This window comes from Cellulomonas sp. P4_D11, assembly GCF_056401915.1.
Genome location: NZ_JBFUIK010000004.1, coordinates 163,977 through 182,207 on the forward strand (window position 1 = coordinate 163,977; position 18,231 = coordinate 182,207).

Consider the following 18,231-nt stretch of genomic DNA (forward strand, 5'->3'; position numbering starts at 1 on the left):
CTCAGGCCTCGATGTCGTCCGCGACGGCGCGCAGGAGCGAGGCGTACTGCTCCCCGCGCGCCTTCTCGGGGTAGCGGCCACGACGAAGGTCGTTGCCGACGCGGTCGAGGACCTTGATGAGGTCCTCGATGATGACGGCCATGTCGTCGGCGGGCTTGCGCGCCGCCTTCGCAACAGAGGGCACGGGGTCCAGCAGCTTGACCGAGAGGGCCTGGGGGCCGCGGCGGCCGTCGGCGACGCCGAAGTCGACCTTGGCGCCGGGCTTGGGCGCCGTGACGCCCTCGGGGAGCGCCGACGCGTGCAGGAAGACCTCGCCGCCGTCGTCGCTGGCGATGAACCCGAAGCCGCGCTCGGTGTCGAACCACTTGACCTTGCCGGTAGGCACGGTGAACCCCGTTCATGAGAAGAAGACGTACTGGCCACAAGGTTACCGGCCACGGACGACGAAAACCCCACGCGGCCCCTGGAAGCCCCCGCGTGCGCGTGACGTTGGGCTTGTCGATGACGTCCGCACCCGACATGACCGCCGCCCGCGCCAGGCTCGAGGAGCTGCGCGCGACCACCTTGTCGCGCCTCGCCGCTCTGCAGAGCGAGCACCGGGCCGTCGTCGACGCGTCGCGGGACAGCAACGCCGACGACGAGCACGACCCCGAGGGCGCGACGATCGCCTTCGAGCGTGCCCAGGTGGACGCGTTGGCGCGGGATGCGTCGGCACGGCTGCTCTCGATCGACCATGCCCTCGCCCGGGTCGACGACGGCACCTACGGGGTGTGCGAGGTCTGCGGCGAGGCGATCCCTGGCGGTCGGCTCGAGGCCCGGCCGACCGCGACGACGTGCGTGGGGTGCGCCGGTCGGTAATCGCTGCCTGTGGATGTGGCCAGTTATTCACCTGTGGGCGGCTCGATGCATTGTGCGGTGTGGATTGTTTCTGCCTCTGACCTGCGGATATATGCGCTTGTTTGTTTGTCTCAAGATGTGAGCAATTGCCACCGCGAATGTCAGTGGTCACTGGGAGAGTTCTTCGTGGCGGGATTGTTGGGCCCGGTCTTTCGGGTCCGTCCTGGTGCGGAGGAGGTGGGCGCGGGTGTCGATCGAGGAGGTCGCTTCGGGCGCCGATGCCGCGAGCACTGCCGCCGCCGGTCACACGTCGCCTGATGCGGCGTCGGGTGAGTCGACCGGGCCGTCCCGCTCGCCTGCGCCGGCCCTTGCCTTGCCGGTCGGGTCGAGCGCTTCCGACGCCCTGGCGGTCCTGAAGGCGGCCGTCGATGCGTTGGCGGTCGCGTCCGATCCCTCGTTCGCCGGCGGTCGGTTGGACGGCCCGGCCGCCGTCGAGGTGGTCCGGGAGGCGCTGACTTTGGCGGGGCGGTTGTCCGCGATCGCCGCGCGGGTGGTTCCGGTGGTCGAGGCCGACGGCTGGTGGGCGCTGGACGGTGCCCGGTCGATCACCACGTGGGTCGCCACTCAGGGGCGCCTCCCGCACGCCCACGCGGCCCGGCTGGTGGCGCTGGGCCGGGCGTTCCGCGACCACCTGCCCGACACCGCCGCGGCCGCGACGGCTGGGGCGGTGCCGGTCGAGGCCGCGCACGCGCTCGCGGCCGTCGCGAACACGGACGCCCGTCGCGCCGCCCTGGCCGCCCCGGCGGAGGAGTGCGGGGAAGGATTCCTGCTCGAGCACGCACAGTCGCTGCCGGTGTCCCAGTTCCGGCTGCTCACCCGCCGCTGGGCCGCTCAGGCCGACCCGGCCGCCGACGACGACGGCTACACCGAGGCGTCCGACCGGGAGTTCCTGACGGTGTCGCAGACCACCGACGGATGCCACCTGGCCGGGTTCCTGACCACCGAGCACGGTCACGCGCTACAGGCTGCCCTGACCGCGCTGGCAGGCCGGTCCGCGGACCAGGCCAGGCAGCCCGCCGGCCGTCGTCGCGCGCGAGCCCTGGTCAACCTGACTCGGCTGGCCCTGGACCGCGACCTGACGGGAGCCACGGGCGACCACCGCCCCCACATCACCGCTGTCGTGGACCTCGACACCCTGCGCCGCGCCCTGGATCGCGCCCAGGGAGCACCCGGGCAGCCGGACGGAGCTGCTGCCGGGGCGAGCCTGGACGGTCCGAGCGCACCTCGGCAGCCGGACGGAGCAGCTACCGGGGCGAGCCTGGACGGGCAGCCTGCGCATCAGCGCCGCCGACGCCGGCGTGCCGCGGAGACCGCAGCTGAGCCCGTGTCGCGCGGCCCGTTGCTCGACACGGGAGCGATCGCCGGTGCGGAGCTGGTCGGCACCGGACCGATCCCCGACACCGTCCTGGCGCGCCTCGCGTGTGACTCCTCGATCACGCGCGTCGTCTTCGGACCGCAGTCCCAGGTGCTGAACGTCGGACGTGCCGAGCGCACCTACACCGGGGTCAAGCGTCGCGCGATCGTCGCCCGCGACCGGCACTGCCAGTACCCCGACTGCGACGCACCGCCCGCGCTGGCCGAGGTCCACCACACGAAGCACTGGGTCCGCGACAACGGCGCGACGGACGTGCACACCGGGTGCCTGCTGTGCTGGCACCACCACGCCGTGGTGCACGACCGGGCCATCGAGATCGCGCGCCGAGCCGACGGCAGCTGGCAGTTCACCGACCGCCACGGACACCCGCTCCGCACCTGACGTCGGCGCTGGTGAACGACCGATCCCGCGAGCAGGCACGCTGACGCCCCACGACGACGCCTCTCGACAGGGCTTCAGGGCGCCGAGTCCCTACGAAGACGGCTCTCGAGCGCGGGGCGCCCGATGGGCGTCAGTCGCGACTCTCGACCACCACGTGCCCAGCCGCGTCGGCGAGCCCGGAGCCGGTCCGGAGCTCGGTCATCGCGTCCTCGTCGCCGTCGAGGCGGGCTGCGACGGCGTCGTAGAACTCCGGGGCACGGTGCGGGGCGATGTCGAGCAGGTCCGACATGAGCCGCCACCAGCGCAGCTGCGCGTCGCCGTTGAACCCGTGCGCCCGGAGCCGCACGAGCGCCGCGACACCCTCGATGACGTCGTCACCAGGCCCGGATGGATCGGTGAGGCGGCGCGCGCAGTCGGCGACGTCCGCAACGACGTCGGGCCATCCGGAGAGGTGCTGGAGCACGAGCGGGTGCAGGTCCGGATCGCCCAGCGCGCCGGCCGCGACCATCGTGAGCCGGTGCACGGCTCCGCCGGCGCGGCTCAGGCCGGCGCGAACGTACGGCAACGCGCGCAGATCCTGCCGGAAGGCCAGCCCCGCCAGCGCCTCGTGCCGGGTGTCGACGTCGATGTCGTCGAGCCGGGCGACGAGCGCCTCTCGCACCTCAGCCGTGTCCACCTCGCGCCACGCCTGGCCGAGCGCGAAGCAGGCCCAGTCCCGAACGTCTGTATCGGGGTCGGCCGTGAGGTCGATCGCCGCAGACAGCAGCCCGGGGCCTGGGACGTCGTCCGCCAGCCACGGCAGCTGGACCGCCACCGCCCAGCGGACGTCCGCGCTCTCGTGCCCCGCGAGCGCGAGGACCGCCGCCGCATCCTTCGGCCCCGCGGCGTCGACCGCCTCGCAGAGGTCCGCCACGTTGCTCGCGGTCACGCTCCTGAGGGCCATCCCGAAAGTGTGGACGACGACGCCGGCCGCCGGCGCCGTCTTTCGCGCTGCAGGCGGGTGACTACGCGCCCTCGGCCAGCCGGTCCAGCGCCAGCGCCGCGAGCACGGCGGGGCCGACCGCGAGCGACTCCTCGGCGAACCGCGCCTGCGCCGAGTGGTTGTACGCCGCGGTCGCGGGGTCCTCGCCGACGGGCGTCGCGCCGAGCCCGAGGTACGTGCCGGGCACCTCCTGCAGCACGTAGGAGAAGTCCTCGGCGCCGGAGATCGGCTGCGGCGCCGTCGCGTAGGCGGCCTCGCCGAACAGCCCCCGGACCAGGCCGGCTGCCCGGTCGACCTCGGCCGGGGTGTTCGACGTGACGGGGTAGCCGCGCTGGTAGTCGACGGTCGCGGTGAAGCCGTGCGCGGCGGCGATCCCCTCGGCGACCCGGGTCAGCCTCTCCGGGATCACGGCGTGCGTGGTCTCCGAGAAGGTGCGGACCGTGGCCTCGAGGACGGCGGTCGACGGGATGACGTTGTTCGTCGTGCCGGCCGCGATCTTGCCGACGGTGACGACGACCGGGTCGAAGGCGTCGAACTGCCGCGTGACCATCGCCTGCAGGGCCAGCACGATCTCGGCGGCCACCGGGACCGGATCCGCGGCGAGGTGCGGCATCGAGCCGTGCCCGCCCCGACCGTGGACGGTGACGACGACGGAGTCGGCCGCGGCGAGCATGGTGCCGGCACGCGAGATCACGAGCCCCGCAGGCAGCATCGAGGACATGACGTGCAGGCCGTAGGCCGCCACGACCCGGTCGCCGGCGGCGTCCAGCACACCCTCCTCGATCATGAGCCGGGCGCCGTGGTCGCCCTCCTCGCCCGGCTGGAACATGAGGACGACGTCGCCGTCGATCTCGTCGCGCCGGGACGCCAGGAGCCGGGCGGCGCCGACGAGCCCGGCGACATGCAGGTCGTGCCCGCACGCGTGCATGACCCCGGCGTTCTCGGACGCGAAGTCCTCGCCGGAGTCCTCCGTGACCGGGAGGGCGTCCATGTCCCCGCGCAGCAGCACAGCGGGACCCGGTCGACCGCCTCGTAGGACCGCGACGACCGAGCTGAGACCCGAGCCGGTGCTCACCTCGAGGCCGAGCGGCGCGATCGCGTCAAGGACGAGCCGCTGCGTCTCAGGCAGGTCGAGGCCGATCTCCGGGGTGCGGTGCAACGCCCGGCGGAGGGCGACGAGGTCCGGCAGCTGCGCGGAGGCGTCGGCACGCAGGCCGGCGAGGACGTCGGGTGACAGGGACACGTGCGGGAACCTCCAGGGACGAGCGGGACCTCGGCGATCCGAGACTGCCAGACGACCGAGCTGCCCGCGTGCAGCCGTTACCCACCAGTAGCCGAACCCCCGTGAGCCGCGCCCGCCACGTAAGGTTGTGCGGATGCCCACATTCACCGGTTATCTGCGGGAACGCAGCGACGACGAGCTCGTCGCGCTGCTCCGGAGCCGACCGGATCTGGCGTCGCCGTCGCCCGCGACGCTGTCGTCGCTGGCGGTCCGCGCCACCAGCCGGTCGAGCCTCGAGCGCGCCCTCGCGGGCGTCGACGCGAGCGTGCTGCAGGTCCTCGAGGCCGTCGTCGCACTCTGTGAGCCTGGCCCGGTCACGGCGGCCGACCTGCCGTCCGCGATCGGCGCGACCGACGACGCCGGCGTCGCGCTGATCGAGCGCGCCCTGCGCCTGGCCGTCGTCGGCACCCTGGTCTACCCCGACGGGCCCGACGACGACGCCCCCCTGCTGCCCTCCCCCGGTCTCGCGGAGGTCCTCGGCCCGTACCCGGCGGGGCTCGCCCCGCTCGACGCGGGCGTGCGACGGGGCACGCCGATCGAGCCGGTGGACCTGGACGACCTGCCGACGCTGCTGGACACGGCCCCCACCGGTGCGCGGCCCGTGCTCGACGCCCTGCTCTGGGGACCACCGGTCGGGCTCGCGCCGTCCAACAGCACCGCGGCGGCCGCCGCCGTCGACTGGCTGCTTCGACGCCACCTGCTCCTGCCCGGCGACTCGCGGCACGTCGTCCTGCCCCGAGCGGTGGCTCTCGCACTGCGCGGGGGGCGCACACACCCGTCGCCGGCCTTCCCACCGGCGGTCCCCGACGACGTCCCTCAGCGCACCCACGCGCTGATCACGGCGGAGTCGGCGGCCGCCGGCGAACGCATCGTGCTCCTCGTCGCCCGCCTCGTGCGCCTCTGGGAGCACACACCTCCCGGGGTGCTGCGTGGCGGCGGGCTCGGCGTGCGCGAGCTGCGGCGCGTCGCGATGGCGCTCGAGACCGACGAGTCCGAGGCCGCGTTCGTCATCGAGCTGGCAGGTGCGGCCGCGTTCGTGGCCGACGACGGCGAGGACAGCCCGTCGTTCGCACCGACCGTCGCGGTCGACGAGTGGGCCGTGCGCGACGTGCCCGACCGGTGGGCGGCGCTGGCGCGCACGTGGCGGTCCATGCTGCGCACGCCCTGGCTCGTGGGCGGCCGCGACGACCGCGGCGGCGTGCGAGCCGCTCTCGACCCCGAGCTGCAGCGCACCTGGGCGCCGCGGTTGCGGCGGTCGGTGCTCGACGTGCTCGCCGAGACGCCGCCCGGCACCGCCCTGGACGCCGCGCACGTGGTCGCCATCCTGCGGTGGCGGACCCCACGGTCGGTCCCGCCGGCCGCCGCCGTGCACGCGATCCTGGTCGAGGCCGGTCGGCTCGGCATCCTGGGTGCGGGGGCGTTGTCCGACGCCGGCCGCGCGCTGCTGCTGGAGACCGCGCCCATGGTCGGCGCCGAGCCCGCCGACCCCGCCGACGCGCTCGCGGCCGCCCTCCCGCCCGCCGTCGACGAGATCCTGCTGCAGGGCGACCTCACGGGCGTCGTCCCGGGCCGCCCGAGCCCTGAGCTCGAGGACCTGCTGGACCGGACCGCGCACGTCGAGTCCCGCGGCGGCGCCCTCACGGTGCGGTTCACGCCCGAGTCGGTCCGGCGGGCGCTCGACGCCGGCTCGACCGCCGACGGGCTCCTGGCCGAGCTGGGCGGCCACGCCCGCTCCGGGGTCCCGCAGCCGCTCGAGTACCTGGTGCGGGACGCGGCGCGCCGGCACGGCCGGCTGCGCGTCGGCTCGGCCTCCGGCTACGTGCGCGCGGACGACCCCTCGCTCCTCGCCGGCCTGGCCGAGGACCCGCGGCTCGCGTCGCTGGGACTGATCCGGCTCGCGCCGACCGTCCTGGCGGCGCAGGCCCCGGTCCGGGAGCTGATCGAGGCCCTGCGCGCGCACGGGCTCGCGCCGGTCGCGGAAGGACCGGACGGCCAGGTGCTGCACGTCGTCTCGACCGTGCGCCGCGTCGGGCGTCGCGCCACCGCGGGTGCCCGTCGCCGCACGACCGACGGCGCACCGGGGACGTCGCGCGAGACCCCGAGCGACGACCGGTTGCTCGCCCTGGTGCCGCAGCTGCGCCGGGCCGAGCAGGAGCGCACGACCGACGAGGTCGAGCGGCTGCCCAGCGCGCTGCCGCCGCCCCCCGCCCGGCGGGCCCTCCAGCCCACCCCGGTACCGGCCGCGACGGGAACAGCCGACCCCGTCGACGCGTTGGTGCTGCTGCGCGAGGCGGCGGCCGAGAAGGCCGAGGTGTGGGTCGAGCTGGTCGGCTCGCACGGCGTCCCGCAGCGGCGGCTCCTGCGTCCCCTCCGGGTCGAGGGCGGTCGGCTGCGGGCCATCGACACCGCCCGCGAGTCCGAGCTGACGGTCGCCGTGCACCGCATCGCCACCGTCACGCGCGCGACGCCAGCGCCGACGGAACAAGCAGCAGACGATCGTCAGGAGACTTCGTGACCAACGGCCCCCTCATCGTGCAGAGCGACAAGACGCTCCTGCTCGAGGTCGACCACGACCAGGCCGAGGCCTGCCGGCGCGCGATCGCCCCGTTCGCGGAGCTCGAGCGCGCCCCCGAGCACGTGCACACCTACCGCCTGACGCCGCTCGGCCTCTGGAACGCGCGCGCCGCGGGCCACGACGCCGAGCAGGTGGTCGACGTCCTGCTCGAGTACTCGCGCTACCCGGTCCCGCACGCCCTGCTGGTCGACGTCGCCGACACGATGTCGCGCTACGGGCGCCTGCAGCTGGTCCAGGACCCGGTGCACGGGCTCGTCCTGCACGCCCTCGACCCGGCCGTGCTGGCCGAGGTCGTCCGGTCCAAGCGCACCGCGGGCCTGCTGGGCGCCCGCCTCGACGCGACCGACGTCATCGTCCACCCCTCCGAGCGCGGCCACCTCAAGCAGGTGCTGCTCAAGCTCGGCTGGCCCGCCGAGGACCTGGCCGGCTACGTCGACGGCGAGGCCCACCAGATCGACCTGCACGAGGACGGCTGGGCCCTTCGCCCGTACCAGAAGCAGGCCGTCGACGGCTTCTTCCACGGCGGCTCGGGCGTCGTCGTGCTCCCCTGCGGCGCCGGCAAGACCCTCGTCGGCGCGGGTGCCATGGCGCGCTCGTCGACGACCACCCTGATCCTGGTGACCAACACCGTGAGCGCCCGCCAGTGGCGCGACGAGCTGGTCAAGCGGACGTCGCTGACCGAGGACGAGATCGGCGAGTACTCGGGCGCCCGCAAGGAGATCCGCCCGGTCACCATCGCGACCTACCAGGTGCTGACGACGAAGCGGAAGGGCGTGTACACGCACCTCGAGCTCCTCGACGCCCGCGACTGGGGGCTCGTGGTCTACGACGAGGTCCACCTGCTGCCCGCGCCGATCTTCCGCATGACGGCCGACCTCCAGGCCCGCCGACGCCTCGGGCTGACCGCCACGCTGGTGCGCGAGGACGGCCGCGAGGACGAGGTGTTCAGCCTCATCGGCCCCAAGCGGTTCGACGCCCCCTGGAAGGACATCGAGGCGCAGGGCTACATCGCGCCCGCCGACTGCGTCGAGGTCCGGCTCACGCTCCCCGACGCCGACCGCATGGCCTACGCGACCGCCGAGCCCGAGGAGAAGTACCGGCTCGCGGCGACCGCCCGCGGCAAGAACCGGGTGGTCGAGCGGCTCGTCGCCAAGCACGAGGGCGACCCGACGCTGGTCATCGGCCAGTACCTCGACCAGCTCCACGAGCTCGCGGAGCACCTGGACGCCGACCTCATCACCGGCGAGACCACCGTCCGCGAGCGCCAGCGGCTCTTCGACGCCTTCCGGTCGGGCGAGATCACCAAGCTCGTCGTGAGCAAGGTGGCCAACTTCTCGATCGACCTGCCCGAGGCGTCCGTGGCCATCCAGGTGTCGGGGTCGTTCGGCTCCCGCCAGGAGGAGGCGCAGCGGCTCGGCCGGATCATGCGGCCCAAGGGCGACGGACGGACCGCGCACTTCTACACGGTCGTCGCGCGCGACACCGTGGACCAGGACTTCGCCGCGCACCGGCAGCGGTTCCTGGCCGAGCAGGGCTACGCGTACTCGATCGTCGACGCCGAGGACCTCGACGCGGCGGTCGAGAAGGACTGACCGACGACGAGAGCGCCCGACCCCCTGCCGGGGTCGGGCGCTCTTCTCGTCGGATCAGGCGGAGACGGGCTCCTGGGCCGCGTCGCGCACGTGCGCGGCGAACGACTCGGCCAGCACGCGGCCGGCGGCGGTGACCTCGTCCTCGCGGGCGGCGTAGGCGGTCAGCACGGCCTCGGTGTCGACGTCGTCGTGCCCGTCGGCCCACGCGCGCAGCGTGTCCGCGCCCGCCTCGGGGTGGAACTGCACGCCCCACGCCGAGCCGATGCGGAAGGCCTGGTACGGGTACATGGCCGACGACGCGAGCCACACGGCGCCGCGCGGCAGGTCGACGACCGCGTCCGCGTGCATGCTCGGCTGCGGCGTCCGGTAGCGGTCGTCCGCCAGGGCGGCGACGGGGCCGACGACGGCGTCGCCGGCCGCCTCGGGACGCCAGCGCACGTCGACGATGCCGGACTCGCGCCCGGGGGGCGCCGCGACCTGCACGCGACCGCCGCGGGCGGCGGCGAGCAGCTGCGCGCCGAGGCAGATGCCGAGCGTGGGGACGCCCTGCGTGCTCGCGTCGGCGAGCAGCGCGCGCAGCTCGGGGAGCCACGGGGCCGTGGCGTCGTCGTAGGCCGACATGTGGCCGCCGAGGACGACGAGGCCGTCGCCGACCTCGTCCGCGACGGGAACGCTCTCACCGGCGAACGCCGCGACGATGCGCAGCTCGACGTCGCCGAGCCACTCGGCGAAGCGGTCGAGGTGGACGTCGGGAGAGCTCTGGATGACGGTGACGACCGGGCGAGGGCCGCCGTGCAGGGGGGTGGTCACGCGGAGACGGTACCCCCGCACGACCCCGGTTCCGCAAGGAACGACCGCCCGTTCTGTCCGGTTCTTGGTCAGTCGTCCACCTTTGCCGACCGGATGAATCTGTCACGCGTGCGCGTCATCACATCGGCGGGGCTGGACACGTGTTCGGCGTTCACCCAGCGAACTCCCAGGCAGTCGGGCCAGACTCGGGGTATGTCGACACCCCACACGACCGCGTCGTCGGGCACCCCCGAGGCGCGTCTGCTCGTCGTCGACGACGAGCCGAACATCCGCGAGCTGCTGGCGACGTCGCTGCGGTTCGCGGGCTTCGAGGTGCACGCCGCCGCCGACGGGGGCTCCGCCCTGCGGCTCGCGCGCGAGGTCGAGCCGGACCTCGTCGTGCTCGACGTGATGCTCCCCGACATGGACGGGTTCACCGTCACGCGGCGCCTGCGGGAGAAGGGCCAGCACGTCCCCGTGCTCTTCCTCACCGCGCGGGACGACACCGCCGACAAGGTGCAGGGCCTGACCGTCGGCGGCGACGACTACGTGACCAAGCCCTTCAGCCTGGAGGAGGTCGTCGCCCGCATCCGCGCCGTGCTGCGCCGCACCCGTCCGGGTCTCGACGACGACAGCAGCGTGCTGCGGTACGCCGACCTCGAGCTCGACGAGGACTCCCACGAGGTGGCCCGCGCCGGCCACCCCGTCGACCTGTCCCCCACCGAGTTCAAGCTGCTGCGCTACCTCATGCTCAACCCCGGCCGGGTGCTCTCGAAGTCGCAGATCCTCGACCACGTCTGGCAGTACGACTGGGGCGGCGACGCGAACATCGTCGAGTCCTACATCTCCTACCTGCGCCGCAAGGTCGACCAGATCGACGGCGCGGACGGGCAGCGCCTGCCCCCGCTGATCCACACGAAGCGCGGGGTGGGCTACCTGCTGCGCGAGTCGTCGTGACGGCTGACGTCATGGTCGAGGAGCCGGTCGAGACCTCGACCCCGCCTGAACCGCGCCGACGGCGTCGCCCCGTGCGCGACTGGTGGGCCGGGACCACGCTGGTCTCGCGCCTCGTCGGCATCGTCACGGTGCTCCTCGCGGTGGGCCTGGTGCTCGCCGGCGCCACGAGCGCGGCCCTGCTGGAGGGCACCCTCGTCGCGCAGGTGGACAACAAGCTGCAGACCGAGGGCACCGAGATCGCCACGCAGAAGCTCGGGCAGATCGACACGAGCGGCTCGACCGTCTACACGCCCAGCGACTACTACCTGCGCTACGCGGTCGGCGACGACGCGCTGCCGATCCTGTCGCCGACGACGCGCGCGCAGTACGGCACCCCCATCGTCCCGTCGATCAGCACCGCCGGCGTCACCGCCCGGCACGGCGAGCCGTTCACGGTGCCGTCGACGCGCGCGGGTTCGCAGTGGCGGGCCGTCGCCTACACGTTCACGATGCGCGACGGGACGGCCGGCACCGCGGTGATCGCGCTCCCGCTCGGCGACATCGAGCGGACGGTCCGCACCATGACCGTGGTGCTCGTGGCCAGCGGGATCGGCATCCTCCTGCTCGGCGCCGCCGCCGGCACGTGGGCCGTCCGCCGGTCGCTCAAGCCGCTGCGCGAGATCGAGACGACCGCCGCCGCGATCGCCGACGGCGACCTCTCCCAGCGCGTGCCGGCCGGGTCCGAGCACACCGAGGTCGGCCGCCTGAGCGCCGCGCTCAACGGGATGCTCGCCCAGATCGAGCAGGCGTTCGGGGCGCAGACGGAGTCCGAGGCGCGCATGCGCCGGTTCGTCGCCGACGCCTCGCACGAGCTGCGCACCCCGCTGGCCACCATCCGCGGCTACGGCGAGCTGTACCGCATGGGTGCGCTGACGACGAAGGACCAGGTGGACGACACCCTGCGCCGGATCGAGCAGTCCGCCACGCGCATGGGCGCCCTCGTCGAGGACCTTCTGGCGCTCGCGCGGCTGGACGACGGCCGACCGATGACCACCGGCCCGGTCGACCTCACCGTCCTGGCCGCCGACGCCGTGAGCGACCTGCACGCCCTGGACCCGTCCCGGTCGACCCGGCTGGTCCCGCTGGTCGACGGCGCTCCCGGCGGTCCGTGCGTCGTCGTCGGCGAGGAGTCGCGGCTGCGCCAGGTGCTCGCCAACCTCGTCGGCAACACCGTGCAGCACACGCCGCCCGGCACGCCCGTCGAGATCGCGGTCGGGATCCTCCCGTCCGGCGAGGGCGCCCTCGAGGTGCGCGACCACGGCCCGGGCATCGACCCCGAGCACGCCGCGCGCGTGTTCGAGCGGTTCTACCGCGTCGACGCCAGCCGCGGGCGCGACTCCGGCGGGGCCGGGCTCGGCATGGCGATCGTCGCCGCGATCGTCGACGCCCACGACGGCACGGTCAGCCTGCAGGAGACACCCGGAGGGGGGACGACCGTGCGGGTCACGCTCCCCGTCCCGGCCGCTTCCGGGACGTGAGGCTCAGGTCTGAGGGCTACCATGGCGGGTTCCTACCGTCGGAGTAAGGCTGGACTTCATGGGCGTCCATGACGCACCGCAGTGGTTGTTGTCCGCGTACGTACGCAGTGCCGTCGGGGCCGGTGCCACCGCCCCGACCGAGCAGATCCGCGATGCCGGACAGGCACTGGTCGATCGATGGGGCTCCCCCGGGCGCTCCTTCCACAACCTCAAGCACCTGGTCGACGTGCTGAGCCGCGTCGACGAGCTGGCCGAGGAGACCCACCGGCCCGACATCGTGCGGCTGGCCGCCTGGTACCACGGCGCGATCTTCGACGCCGCCGACCGCAAGGCCTACGCCAACCGCGGTGGCGAGGACGAGATCGCCAGCGCGCGCCTGGCGTTCGACGAGCTGACCGCCCTCGGCGTCCCCGAGAAGCACGCGCAGCGCGTCCACGACCTGGTCGTCGCCCTGGTCCGGCACACCCCGAACCCGGCGGACTCGGACTGCGCCGTGCTGTGCGACGCCGACCTCGCGATGCTCGCCACCGAGCCGCAGAAGTACAAGTCCTACGTGCAGGACATCCGCAGCGAGTACTCGCACCTGCCGGTCGAGGACTACCTGCGCGCTCGCGTCCGCATCCTGCACAAGCTCCTCGCCCGCCCCTCCCTCTTCGTCAGCCCGCTCGGCTCTGCCTGGGAGGAGCCTGCGCGGCAGAACCTCTCCGGCGAGCTGCAGCGGCTCGAGAAGGAGCTCCGCGCGATCGACGCCGCCTCCGCGACCGCCGCTGCCGAGGCCCCGGCCGCCGACGCCCGCGCCGGCTACGGCACGCCCGCCGAGGGCTCGAGCGCCGCCCGCACCTGACGCCTCGCGCGCAGTCGCCGGCGGCGCGTGCTGCTCCGTCCGCACTCGATCGGCCTCCAACCCGCACAGGCGCGGACGTACCCACGCCCCGCCGCTGACGTCCGCACTCGATCGGCCTCCAACCCGCACGAGCGCGGACGTGCCGACGCCGCGCTGCTGACGTGGCCCCGCGATCGCTAGTTTCCGCGGGTCTGGCTGCGTATCCTGTGGGAGCGCTCTCGCGTGCATCGCCTTGCAGGTCTCTGGTCGGGCTGCGGGTTGTTGTGGTGACTGGGGTGCTGGTCGGTCCCGGGTCGAGGTGCAGCGGTGCCCTCGACTCGGGACGGACCGCACGCTCCTCACCACGCCGAGCCGCCCACAGCCCCCGATCGGCGCGCCCGGCCCCACCGATGAGGCGCTGCCGACGTCGGGCGCGACCGCCCAGACCTACGTTTCTCGCACACGTCGGGACCACCCGGCAGGCAGCGACGGAGGTCCCATGAGCAGGTACGAGGTCGACAGTGCGCAGGTCGCCCAGGCGGCGGCGAGCGTGCAGGCGCGGGCCGGCACCATCCGCAGCGAGGTGGCGGCGATGCACCGACAGCTGGCGGATCTGCAGGGGTCGTGGCGGGGCGCCGCGGCCAGTGCGTTCACGGGGGTGCTGGCCGACTGGTCGGCCACCGAGGCGCGCCTCGACGCCTCCCTCGAGCAGATCGTGGCCGCCATGCACGCGGCCGCTCGCACGTACGCGGAGGCCGAGACCCAGGCCTCGCGGCTGTTCAGCGTGTGACCCCGATGCCTCCGCGCCTACGCTCGGGCCGTGACCGTGCTCGTGGACCCGCCGATGTGGCCGAACCACGGCATGCTGTGGGGCCACCTGGTCAGCGACTCGTCGCTCGACGAGCTGCACGCGTTCGCGGCCCGGGCCGGCATCCCGCAGCGCGGGTTCGACCTGGACCACTACGACGTGCCGGACCAGCGCATCGACGAGCTCGTCGCGCTCGGTGCCGAGCTGGTGAGCGCGAAAGAACTGATCACGCGGCTGCGGGCCTCCGGCCTGCGCGTCCCGGCGAGAGATCGGGGTCGACACCACCACGCGTGACCTCTGCCGCGAGACCCCGTCCGACTCGCGACGGCCCACCGGGCTGGGCCGGACGAACCCGACTGCCCGAGCCGGTGCCGGCCCGGGGGCCAAGCCGGGCCGAGGCCGAGCCGGGCCGAGCCGACGCGGAGCCGAGCCGACACTGAGTGCGGGCGGTCCGATCCGGACCGGCGTCGGCGTCGGAGCCTCCGGCGATACGCTCGACAGATGCCGCCGCTGCGCCCGCTCGACCAGTCGTCGAAGCTCAAGAACGTGCTGTACGAGATCCGCGGGTCGGCCCTGGACGAGGTGGTCCGCCTCGAGGCCGAGGGGCACACGATCCTGCGGCTGAACACGGGCAACCCCGCCGCGTTCGGCTTCGAGGCACCGCACCAGATCGTGCGGGACGTCATCGCCGCGATCCCGCACGCGCACGGTTACACCGACTCGCGCGGCATCCTCAGCGCCCGCCGCGCGGTGGTCACCCGGTACGAGACCGAGCCCGGCTTCCCCGAGATCGACGTCGACGACGTCTACCTGGGCAACGGGGTCTCGGAGCTGATCACCATGGTCATGCAGGCGCTCCTCGACGAGGGCGACGAGGTGCTCATCCCGTCGCCGGACTACCCGCTGTGGACGGCGATGACCTCGCTCTCCGACGGCGTCCCGGTCCACTACCGCTGCGACGAGTCCGCCGGGTGGGAGCCCGACCTCGAGCACATCCGCTCCCTGGTCGGCCCGCGCACCAAGGCGATCGTCGTCATCAACCCGAACAACCCGACGGGCGCCGTGTACTCGCGCGAGGTGCTCGAAGGCATCGCCGCGATCGCCCGCGAGCACAGCCTGCTCGTGCTCTCGGACGAGATCTACGACCGGATCCTGTTCGACGGCGCGAAGCACATCCCGATGGCGACGGTCGCCCCGGACCTGCTGTGCCTCACGTTCAACGGCCTGTCCAAGACGTATCGCGTGGCGGGCTACCGCTCCGGCTGGCTCGTCGTCACCGGGCCGCGGGCGCACGCCACCGGCTTCCTCGAGGGCATCACCCTGTTGGCCTCGACCCGGCTGTGCCCCAACGTCCCCGCCCAGCACGCGGTCCAGGCGGCGCTCGGCGGCATCCAGAGCATCGACGCCCTCATCGCCCCCGGCGGCCGGCTGCACGAGCAGCGCGACGTGGCCTACCGCGGGCTGACCTCGATCCCCGGCGTCGACTGCGTCCGCCCGGACGGCGCCCTGTACCTCTTCCCGCGCCTCGACCCGGACGTCCACGAGATCCGCGACGACGCCCGCCTGGTCTACGACCTGCTGGTCAGCGAGCACATCCTTCTGGTGCAGGGCACGGGCTTCAACTGGCCGACCCCGGACCACCTGCGCATCGTCACGCTGCCCGAGGCCCGCGTCCTCTCGGAGGCGATCGAACGCATGGGCAACTTCCTGTCGAGCTACCGCCAGTAACGGTCGGGCTGAACCGAGGCGGCGTCAGCACCGGATGTCGGACGCCGCTGACGACGAGGTCGTGCGTTCGGGACGAGGTCGTGCGTTGCAACTCACGACCTCATCCCAAACTCACGACCTCGCGGACTGGGCGGAGCGCCGGGTCGTCGGGCCACGCCCGCGTGGGCTCGCGCACGACCAGCCGGGTCGCCTGGCGCCACGCCCGCGCGGGCTCGCGCGCACGACCGGCCGGGTCGTCTGGGGCCACGCCCGCGTGGCCTCGCGCGCACAACCGGCCGGGTCGCCTGGGCCACGCCCGCGTGGGCTCGCGCGCACGACCGGCCGGAGTCGTTGGGGGGTCACGTCCTCGCGGACTCGCGTAGGCGCGGGGTCGGGTCCGCGGACAGACCGGAGCGCGACCGGGGGGTCGGATACAGCGAACGGGCCGGCCACCCGAAGGTGACCGGCCCGCTCGACCGTGCTAGCTGCTCAGCGCTTCAGCTGCGGATCAGAACCCGCCGCCGAAGTCCTCGCCGCCACCGCCGGCCGGCGCCTGGTTGCGCTCCGGCTTGTCGGCCACGACGGCCTCGGTGGTGAGGAAGAGCGCGGCGATCGAGGCCGCGTTCTGCAGCGCGGAGCGCGTGACCTTCACCGGGTCGTTGACGCCCGCGGCGAGCAGGTCCTCGTAGACGTTGGTCGCGGCGTTGAGGCCGTGACCGACGGGGAGGTTGCGCACCTTCTCGGCCACGACGCCACCCTCGAGACCGGCGTTGATCGCGATCTGCTTGAGCGGGGCCTCGATCGCGAGCTTCACGATCGCGGCACCGGTCGCCTCGTCGCCCTCGAGCTTGAGGCCCTCGAACGCCGTCTTGCCGGCCTGGATGAGCGCCACGCCACCACCGGCGACGATGCCCTCCTCGACGGCCGCCTTCGCGTTGCGAACGGCGTCCTCGATGCGGTGCTTGCGCTCCTTGAGCTCGACCTCGGTGGCCGCGCCCGCCTTGATGACGGCGACGCCACCGGCGAGCTTGGCGAGGCGCTCCTGGAGCTTCTCGCGGTCGTAGTCCGAGTCCGAGTTCTCGATCTCGGCGCGGATCTGGGAGACGCGGCCCTGGATCTGGGCGGCGTCGCCGGAGCCCTCGACGATGGTGGTCTCGTCCTTGGTGACGACGATCTTGCGCGCCGTACCGAGGACCTCGAGGCCCACCGTGTCGAGCTTGAGACCGACGGTCTCGGAGACGACCTGGCCGCCGGTGAGGATGGCCATGTCCTGCAGCATCGCCTTGCGGCGGTCGCCGAAGCCGGGGGCCTTGACGGCGACCGACTTGAACAGGCCACGGATCTTGTTGACGACGAGCGTGGCCAGGGCCTCGCCCTCGACGTCCTCGGCGACGATGAACAGCGGCTTGCCGGCCTGGATGACCTTCTCCAGGAGGGGCAGCAGGTCCTTGACGTTCGAGATCTTCGACTCGACGAGCAGGACGTACGCGTCCTCGAGGACGGCCTCCTGACGCTCCGGGTCGGTCACGAAGTACGCCGACAGGAAGCCCTTGTCGAAGCGCATGCCCTCGGTGAGCTCGAGCTCGAGGCCCAGCGCGCTGGACTCCTCGACGGTGATGACGCCTTCCTTGCCGACCTTGTCGAGCGCCTCGGCGATGAGGTCGCCGATCGCCTGGTCGCCGGCGGAGATGGCGGCCGTGGCGGCGATCTCCTCCTTGGTCTCGACGTCCTTCGCCTGCGCGAGCAGGGCAGCGGTGACGGCCTCGACGGCCTTCTCGATGCCCTTCTTCAGCGCGATCGGGTTGGCGCCGGCCGCGACGTTGCGCAGGCCCTCGCGCACGAGCGCCTGGGCGAGCACGGTGGCGGTGGTGGTGCCGTCGCCAGCGACGTCGTCCGTCTTCTTGGCGACCTCCTTGACGAGCTCCGCACCGATCTTCTCGAAGGGGTCCTCGAGGTCGATCTCCTTGGCGATGGAGACGCCGTCGTTGGTGATCGTGGGGGCGCCCCACTTCTTGTCCAGGACGACGTTGCGGCCCTTCGGGCCGAGGGTGACCTTGACGGTGTCGGCGAGGATGTTGAGTCCCCGCTCGATGCCGCGACGGGCCTCCTCGTTGAAGGCAATGATCTTGGCCATGGGGCTGTGATCCTTCACTGGGTTCGGGTCGGCCGAGGGTGCCCGCGACGGACGAGCGCGCCGCCCGCGGTCTTGTCCCGCGTGCGACGGCCCTCACCGGACGGCCGTGGTGATTCTGTCACTCTCCACCGGAGAGTGCTAAGTCCAATGGTTAGCACTCGACCCCCGAGAGTGCAAGCAGCGTTCACTCTCGGCGAGGCCGTAGCGACGGCGCCCGGGTGCGTCCCGACCGGTGCGGAGGGGCCGTCGAGCCGCGTGGGAGCGGTGCCGGGCTATCGTGCGCGTGTGCAAGGTCACGACGATGACGTCGACGCGGTCCCCGGCGACGCCGGCACCACGAGCGCGCCCTCGCGCGGCGGCGCCGGCCCGGCGATCGCGCGCCCGCACGCTGCACATGTCGCTCTCGGCGGGC

General features: G+C 73.4%; 15 protein-coding genes. 10 read left to right on the forward strand and 5 right to left on the reverse strand.

Features of this window, described 5'->3' with window-relative positions:
* Nucleotide 1 precedes the first annotated feature (1 nt).
* Nucleotides 2–385: a cold-shock protein gene (locus AC1DT4_RS04305; protein ID WP_056085661.1), complete on the reverse strand. Its 384-nt coding sequence runs from the start codon at nt 383–385 to the stop codon at nt 2–4.
* Nucleotides 386–501: 116 nt separating this feature from the next.
* On the opposite strand from AC1DT4_RS04305, the gene AC1DT4_RS04310 reads away from it, so the two are divergent.
* Together AC1DT4_RS04310 and AC1DT4_RS04315 are read left to right on the forward strand one after the other, a co-directional pair.
* Complete coding sequence (locus AC1DT4_RS04310; RefSeq protein ID WP_477088530.1) at nt 502–858, forward strand: TraR/DksA family transcriptional regulator; 357 nt, start codon at nt 502–504, stop codon at nt 856–858.
* Between the two features lie 412 nt (nt 859–1,270).
* Nucleotides 1,271–2,653: an HNH endonuclease signature motif containing protein gene (locus AC1DT4_RS04315; RefSeq protein ID WP_477088531.1), complete on the forward strand. Its 1,383-nt coding sequence runs from the start codon at nt 1,271–1,273 to the stop codon at nt 2,651–2,653.
* Between the two features lie 130 nt (nt 2,654–2,783).
* Here the strand turns inward: AC1DT4_RS04315 and AC1DT4_RS04320 are convergent, their stop codons facing one another.
* Nucleotides 2,784–3,596, reverse strand: coding sequence for a HEAT repeat domain-containing protein (locus AC1DT4_RS04320; protein ID WP_477088532.1), 813 nt, complete (start codon nt 3,594–3,596; stop codon nt 2,784–2,786).
* A 61-nt stretch (nt 3,597–3,657) separates the two neighbouring features.
* Complete coding sequence (locus AC1DT4_RS04325) at nt 3,658–4,878, reverse strand: M20 metallopeptidase family protein (RefSeq protein WP_477088533.1); 1,221 nt, start codon at nt 4,876–4,878, stop codon at nt 3,658–3,660.
* A 133-nt stretch (nt 4,879–5,011) separates the two neighbouring features.
* Between AC1DT4_RS04325 and AC1DT4_RS04330 the strand changes: the two genes are divergently transcribed.
* Together AC1DT4_RS04330 and AC1DT4_RS04335 are read left to right on the forward strand one after the other, a co-directional pair.
* Complete coding sequence (locus tag AC1DT4_RS04330; RefSeq protein ID WP_477088534.1) at nt 5,012–7,432, forward strand: helicase-associated domain-containing protein; 2,421 nt, start codon at nt 5,012–5,014, stop codon at nt 7,430–7,432.
* Nucleotides 7,429–9,084, forward strand: coding sequence for a DNA repair helicase XPB (locus tag AC1DT4_RS04335; RefSeq protein ID WP_477088535.1), 1,656 nt, complete (start codon nt 7,429–7,431; stop codon nt 9,082–9,084). Before AC1DT4_RS04330 ends, AC1DT4_RS04335 begins: the two co-directional genes overlap by 4 nt.
* Before the next feature lie 54 nt (nt 9,085–9,138).
* Here AC1DT4_RS04335 and AC1DT4_RS04340 read toward each other — a convergent pair whose 3' ends face one another.
* Nucleotides 9,139–9,894, reverse strand: a complete 756-nt coding sequence (locus AC1DT4_RS04340) for a type 1 glutamine amidotransferase (protein WP_477088536.1) — start codon at nt 9,892–9,894, stop codon at nt 9,139–9,141.
* Between the two features lie 192 nt (nt 9,895–10,086).
* Between AC1DT4_RS04340 and AC1DT4_RS04345 the strand changes: the two genes are divergently transcribed.
* From AC1DT4_RS04345 to AC1DT4_RS04370, 6 genes are all read left to right on the forward strand, one after another.
* Entirely contained in the window at nt 10,087–10,830 is a 744-nt protein-coding gene (locus AC1DT4_RS04345; RefSeq protein ID WP_477088537.1) for a response regulator transcription factor, read from the forward strand.
* Nucleotides 10,827–12,347, forward strand: a complete 1,521-nt coding sequence (locus AC1DT4_RS04350; protein WP_477088538.1) for a sensor histidine kinase — start codon at nt 10,827–10,829, stop codon at nt 12,345–12,347. The genes AC1DT4_RS04345 and AC1DT4_RS04350 overlap by 4 nt, the downstream gene beginning before the upstream one ends.
* Nucleotides 12,348–12,405: 58 nt before the next feature.
* Complete coding sequence (locus tag AC1DT4_RS04355) at nt 12,406–13,191, forward strand: HD domain-containing protein (RefSeq protein WP_477088539.1); 786 nt, start codon at nt 12,406–12,408, stop codon at nt 13,189–13,191.
* Between the two features lie 478 nt (nt 13,192–13,669).
* Complete coding sequence (locus tag AC1DT4_RS04360; protein WP_477088540.1) at nt 13,670–13,960, forward strand: WXG100 family type VII secretion target; 291 nt, start codon at nt 13,670–13,672, stop codon at nt 13,958–13,960.
* Nucleotides 13,961–13,990: 30 nt separating this feature from the next.
* Nucleotides 13,991–14,272 (forward strand): DUF4031 domain-containing protein, encoded by a 282-nt coding sequence (locus tag AC1DT4_RS04365; protein ID WP_477088541.1) that lies wholly within the window; start codon nt 13,991–13,993, stop codon nt 14,270–14,272.
* A gap of 207 nt (nt 14,273–14,479) precedes the next feature.
* Nucleotides 14,480–15,706, forward strand: a complete 1,227-nt coding sequence (locus AC1DT4_RS04370) for a pyridoxal phosphate-dependent aminotransferase (protein WP_477088542.1) — start codon at nt 14,480–14,482, stop codon at nt 15,704–15,706.
* Nucleotides 15,707–16,193: 487 nt separating this feature from the next.
* Here the strand turns inward: AC1DT4_RS04370 and groL are convergent, their stop codons facing one another.
* Nucleotides 16,194–17,819 carry a chaperonin GroEL gene (gene groL, locus AC1DT4_RS04375; protein ID WP_477088543.1) on the reverse strand — a complete coding sequence of 542 codons (1,626 nt, stop codon included), beginning with the start codon at nt 17,817–17,819 and terminating at the stop codon, nt 16,194–16,196.
* Nucleotides 17,820–18,231 lie beyond the last annotated feature (412 nt).

Bases quoted from the DNA above. Each gene is read 5' to 3' on its own strand.
- AC1DT4_RS04320 (WP_477088532.1), bottom strand. From the start codon at position 3,596: ATGGCCCTCAGGAGCGTGACCGCGAGCAACGTGGCGGACCTCTGCGAG.
- AC1DT4_RS04370 (WP_477088542.1), top strand. From the start codon at position 14,480: ATGCCGCCGCTGCGCCCGCTCGACCAGTCGTCGAAGCTCAAGAACGTG.
- AC1DT4_RS04355 (WP_477088539.1), top strand. From the start codon at position 12,406: ATGGGCGTCCATGACGCACCGCAGTGGTTGTTGTCCGCGTACGTACGC.
- AC1DT4_RS04330 (WP_477088534.1), top strand. From the start codon at position 5,012: ATGCCCACATTCACCGGTTATCTGCGGGAACGCAGCGACGACGAGCTC.
- groL (WP_477088543.1), bottom strand. From the start codon at position 17,819: ATGGCCAAGATCATTGCCTTCAACGAGGAGGCCCGTCGCGGCATCGAG.
- AC1DT4_RS04360 (WP_477088540.1), top strand. From the start codon at position 13,670: ATGAGCAGGTACGAGGTCGACAGTGCGCAGGTCGCCCAGGCGGCGGCG.
- AC1DT4_RS04345 (WP_477088537.1), top strand. From the start codon at position 10,087: ATGTCGACACCCCACACGACCGCGTCGTCGGGCACCCCCGAGGCGCGT.
- AC1DT4_RS04310 (WP_477088530.1), top strand. From the start codon at position 502: ATGACGTCCGCACCCGACATGACCGCCGCCCGCGCCAGGCTCGAGGAG.